The 5,255-nt window shown below is 71.5% G+C and carries 4 protein-coding genes; 2 read left to right on the forward strand and 2 right to left on the reverse strand.

Going from position 1 to position 5,255, the window contains the following annotated elements; translation table 11 throughout:
• Positions 1-90: 90 nt before the first annotated feature.
• The gene (locus MED01_RS31015) at positions 91-1,431 is read left to right on the forward strand and encodes a lipopolysaccharide biosynthesis protein (protein ID WP_238672017.1); all 1,341 of its coding nucleotides are present in this window, start codon (positions 91-93) and stop codon (positions 1,429-1,431) included.
• On the opposite strand, the gene nudC is transcribed toward MED01_RS31015, so the two are convergent.
• The gene (gene nudC, locus MED01_RS31020; RefSeq protein WP_238672018.1) at positions 1,328-2,245 is read right to left on the reverse strand and encodes an NAD(+) diphosphatase; all 918 of its coding nucleotides are present in this window, start codon (positions 2,243-2,245) and stop codon (positions 1,328-1,330) included. The genes MED01_RS31015 and nudC overlap by 104 nt on opposite strands.
• Positions 2,246-2,427: 182 nt before the next feature.
• Here nudC and MED01_RS31025 point away from each other — a divergent pair, with 182 nt between their 5' ends.
• Complete coding sequence (locus tag MED01_RS31025) at positions 2,428-4,248, forward strand: VanW family protein (protein ID WP_238672019.1); 1,821 nt, start codon at positions 2,428-2,430, stop codon at positions 4,246-4,248.
• Positions 4,249-4,511: 263 nt separating this feature from the next.
• Here the strand turns inward: MED01_RS31025 and MED01_RS31030 are convergent, their stop codons facing one another.
• A complete protein-coding gene (locus MED01_RS31030; RefSeq protein ID WP_238672020.1) occupies positions 4,512-4,772 on the reverse strand; it encodes a hypothetical protein in 261 nt (86 codons plus the stop codon).
• Positions 4,773-5,255: the final 483 nt, after the last annotated feature.

Genomic DNA, 5,255 nt, shown 5'->3' on the forward strand with positions numbered 1-5,255 from the left:
CCCGGCCGAGCACGACGTGGCCGAGCCGGCGAGGTCCGGCCCGTCGGCCGGGCCAGCCGACGGTCAGCTCCCGACCTTCTCCGAGATCACGTGAGCCCCCGCCGAGCCGTCCGTCGGGAGACGACAGCCCAGACGGAGTCGACACGCGGATGGAGTACGGGCCTCGGCGCTGCCGGGGTCAGCGTCACAGTGGCCGGGGTCCTGGTCAACGGCCTGGCCTACCTGGTGCCGGTCCTGGCCGCCCGGCGGCTCGACCCGGCCGACCTCAGCGCGCTCGCCACCGCCCTCGGTCTGGTGGCCATCGTCGGTGTGCCCGGGCTCGGCCTGCAACTGGCCGTCGCCGTGCACCGCGCCCGGCACGGCGCGTCAGACACTCGACGGCTCACCGCGGTCACCGCCGCAGTGTGCGCGGGAGCCCTCGTCGCGGCTACACCACTGCTGGTCACCGCCCTGGATCTCCCGGTCGAGATGCCCGCCCTGCTGGCGGTCACCACCGCGGCGATAGTGCTCTCCTCCCGGTCCCTCGGAGAGTTGCAGGGTGGCCAACGGTTCGTACGACTCGCCATCGGGATGGCAGTGCTCGCCGCCGGCCGCTACGGCGGCGTGATCGCCGGGTTGCTGCTCGGCGCGGGACCGACCGGCGCGCTGGCTGTCGGCGCGTTGACCGCCGCCCTCACCCCTGCGGTGCTGGCCCGGCTCGCCCGCGAGCCCCACCTGTCGTCCACCGCCCCACGGCTGACCGTCGCCCAGGTCGTCGCCGGCTGTGGTGCGACACTGGCGATGCTCGTCGTCTCCTACGCCGACCTGCTGCTGTCCCGGCAACTGCTGTCCCCGTCGGATTCCGGGGCGTACTCGGTCGGCACCGTCCTGAGCAAGGGCGCACTCTGGGCACCGCAGGTCGCCGCCGTCCTCGCCCTACCGCGCCTGGCCCGCGGTGACCGGCGCAGCCGAACGGTTGCGCTCGCGGTGACAGGCGGGTGTGGCGTGGTGCTGGTCCTCGCCTCGACGCTCGCCGGAGGGCTCGCCTTCCGCCTCGCCGGTGGGCCCGACTACGACCACCTGGGCCGGTACGCGCCCCTCTTCGCGGCGGTCGGTGCGCTCTACGCGGTGACGTTCGTGCTGCTCAACGACCGCCTCGCGGCCGGCGCGCGCTGGGCGGCGGCACCGCTGTGGGTGGGCGTGGCCGGCCTTGTGGTCGTCGCCGCGACCCTCCGGCCCCACACCGTCCCCGGTCTGCTCCTCGCGGCAGTGGGCACGGCCATCGTCACCACCGCGCTGATGGCGGTCACGGCCCGTCGGCCCGCGCCGGCTCCGGCGGCCGAGCCGACTAGCCCTCCGCGAGCCAGTCCGTCAGCAGCCGGTGGTCGATCGAGTCCACCCGACCGAGCGGGCGACCCGAGGCCGCCCGGTCCCGCAGCTCCGCCCGGGTGAACCAGCGCGCCTCCAGCAACTCCTCGCCGTCCACGCGTACCTCGTCGGAGGTGGCGGTGGCCCGGAAGCCCACCATCAGGCCGGCGGGGAACGGCCACGCCTGTGACCCCTGGTAGGTGACGTCGGTGACGGTCACGCCAGCCTCCTCGCCCATCTCCCGACGGACCGCGTCCTCCAGGCTCTCGCCGATCTCGACGAAGCCGGCCAGCGTCGAGTACGCGTCCTCGGCCGCGCCCGCGTGCCGGGCCAGCAGACAGCGCCCCGACCGCCCGGGTGCCTCGACCAACACGATGATGGCCGGTTCGATCCGGGGGAACAGCAGACGTCCGCACTCCGTGCCGGTGCAGGTCCGCAGGTGCCCGCCGCCGCCGACAACGGCCGGCGCGCCGCACGTCCCGCAGAATCGCTGCTGCCGGTGCCAGTGCAACAAACCCCTGGCGTACGCCAGGTCGGCCGCGTCGCCGGGTTCGAGCCGCCCGACCAGGGCTCGCACGTCCACGGACCGCACCGCGCCGGTCATCTCGACGGCGGACCGCTCGGGGAGCGCGGAGAGGTCCGCGGCGAACACGGCGGCCTCCCCATCGAGCCCCAGGAAGACGGTCTCGCCGGCGGCGGACCGGACCAGCGCCGCGCGCTCCGCGCTGAGCCGAACCGGCCCGTGCCCGTCCACGAGACAACGGTCCCGCCACATCGGCAGCAGCACGCTGGTCGCGTCGGTGAGCAGCGCGCCCAACCGCGTCGGGTCGGTGCGCAATGGTCCCGCCCGGTCCAGCGATCCGCCCCCGTACGCCAACACCCGCTCCGCAGTGCCCACCCGGTCACCGTGCCACGTCGGTGGTCGGCCGTCGGCACCGCCCCCGGACCACTGCGACACGCCGAACGACACGCGGTAGCAGCGCCTGACGGGCGCAGCCGACGAGGACGGCCGGGCATTCGTTACCGTAGGTGCCTCCGGGAGGGAGGACCTCCCGCGGCACCCTGGCGATCGAGGTTGCAGTGACGCTGTACGGCGAAAACAGTCCACCCGCCGACGACCGGCCCACCGTGCAGGTCACCGCTGTCACCTGGCCGGACGACGGAGCTGAGCCGGTCACCACAGCCGCTCCCGGCGAGCCGGACGGTGGCCCGCGCCGGCCGCGTCGGGTGCGCATGCTGCTCGCCGCCGGCATCACCGGTGGCGTCCTCGCCGCCGTGGCGGGTGCCGGCGCCTGGGCGTACGCCGGTGATGTTCCCCGTGGCACCAGCGTGCTCGGCACCGAACTGGGCGGCCGGAGCCGCGCGGACGCCGACCGGGAGTTGCGGGCCGAGCTGGACCGGCGGGCGGCGGAGCTGGCCACGCCACTGAAGGTCAGCGTCGACGGGCGCACCGCCGAGATCAACCCCGCCGACGTGGGGCTGACCGTCGACGTGCCGGCGACCGTCGCGGCAGCCGCCGAGGCCGACGCGCACCCGGTCAGCCGGTTGGTCGGCTCCCGCACCGTCGAGCCGGTGGTGACCGTCGACGTGGGCCGGTTGGACGACGCGCTACGTAAGGTGCTCGGCAACCAGGCCCAGGGCATGACCATGCCGGCGATCACCTATCAGGGCACCACGCCGAAGGTCGTACAGCCCAAGCCCGGGCTGGCTCTGAACCCGGAGCGCTCCGCCGAGGTGGTCCGCACCGGCTGGTTGGCCGGCGCCCCGGTCACAGTGCCCCTGGTCGAGACTCACCCGGCGACCACTCCGGAGGAGTTGGACCGGATGGTCACCGAACTGGCGAAGCCGGCGGTCGCCGCACCGGTCACCCTGCGCACCAACAAAGGCCAGGTGACGATCCCGCCCGCCGCCATCGCGAAGAGCCTCCGCTTCGCTGCCGACAAGACCGGCAAGCTCACCCCCTCGGTGGACGTCAAGCGGCTGCGGGCGGCGCTCGGCGGCAAACTGGCCGCCATCGAGGTGCCACCGAAGGACGCGACGATGACGATTTCCGGCGGCCGGCCCACCGCCAAGGAGGGGCAATCCGGGCAGCAACTGGACACGGCAGCCCTCAGCCGAGACCTGCTGGCAGTACTACCGAAGGCGGACGGCCGCGAGGTGACCGGCGAGTTGAAGCCGACGCCGCCGCAACTGACCGGGGAGAAGCTCGCCGGCCTGGGCATCAAGGAACGGGTGTCGACATTCACCACCCGGTTCACCGGCGGCATGGCCTCCTCCCGCAGCCAGAACATCGCGACCATCGCGAAGAAGGTGGACGGCACCGTCGTACTACCTGGCAAGACGTTCTCGCTCAACGGGCACACCGGCGAGCGCGGCTACGCCCAGGGCTACCGGGACGCACCTGTCATCCTCGACGGCAAGCTCGTGCCGGGCGTCGGAGGCGGCACCTCCCAGTTCACCACCACGCTGTTCAACGCGACCTACTACGCCGGCTTGGAGGACGTCGAGCACAAGCCGCACTCGTACTGGTTCGACAGGTACCCGGCGGTCATCGAGTCGACGATCTTCTGGCCGAACCTGGACTTCAAGTTCCGCAACAACACCGAGTACGGCGTACTCATCGACACGTCGTACACGTCCAGCACGATCACCGTGTCGATCTGGAGCACGAAGATCTACGACAGCGTGAAGACCGAGTACGGACCGCGCCGCAACATCACGACACCGAAGCAGATCCATCTGACTCCCGGCCCCTCGTGCATCGAGACCAACGGCATCAACGGCTTCACCCAGGACGCCTTCCGGGTCATCAAGAAGGGCGGCGTGGTGGTCAAGCGGGAGAAGTTCACCTGGCGCTACGACGCTGAGCCCCGCTACGTCTGCGCGCCGAAGACGTCCTGAGGCCCGTCCGCTCCGGTTCGCCCCTGCTCTGAGATCAGCCCGGCTCTAAGGTCGGCCGTGCTCTGGGTCAGCCGTGCTCTGGGTCAGCCGTGCTCTGGGTCAGCCCTGCTCTGGGTCAGCCCAGGTCTGGGGTCGGCCCTGCTCTGGGTCAGCCCAGCTCTGGGTCAGCCCAGGTCTGGGATCAGCCCAGGTCTGGATCGGCCGTGCTCTGGGATCAGCTCAGGTCTGGGTCAGCTGCGCTCTGGGTCAGCACAATTCTGGGGTCAGTTCGGCGGTGTTGCCGTCGTGCCCGTTGCGCTCCCATTGCGCTTGCCGCCCTGCGGCGGCATCGGCACCGTGCGAGTCTCCTGCACCCGGATCTCGGCCCGGAAGCGGTGCGCCGCGGGGTGCCACATCTCCTCGAACGGGCCCATGACCTCACCACCAATGCCACGACGACGGACCCGGGACGCGAGCCACCAGAGGATGCCCAGGACCGCCGCAACGCAGCCCGCGAAGACCGCAGATATCAGAACCTCATCCACAGGCCGAGCCTAACCCTGGGCGCCAGGCCCAGCCCTGGCCGCCAAGCCCAGCCCCGAACCGCCGCGATCTTGCACTTTTGGTCGTCGAAACACGAACTATGAGCCGGTTTATCGCCGCAGAAACTGCAAGATCGCGGGATGAGGGGGAGCGCGGGTTCGGGGTGGGGGCAGCGCAGGCCCGGACTGCTCACCTGCTGACCGCGAGTGGCGCTGACTGCCGCCATGGCGGCCGGCCGGCCGCAAGATCGCGCAACATCCTGGATGTAGTGGCCTCATGAGGCGCGGACACCACTACAACCAGGATCGAGCGTGACCTTGCGGGCGCCGGGGCGGCTCGGACCCCTGACCCGCCTCACTAACGTCCAGGTAACCCCGATTGCCAGAGAACCGAGGTCGCGATCAACCAGGAAAGGGAAACGGGGAAAAGGGGAATGCAGAAAGGGCCACCCCCTGTTGGGGGTGGCCCTTTCTGAAAGATTGTCC

The sequence above is a fragment of the Micromonospora alfalfae genome (assembly GCF_022230925.1).
GTDB classification, from domain to species: domain Bacteria; phylum Actinomycetota; class Actinomycetes; order Mycobacteriales; family Micromonosporaceae; genus Micromonospora; species Micromonospora alfalfae.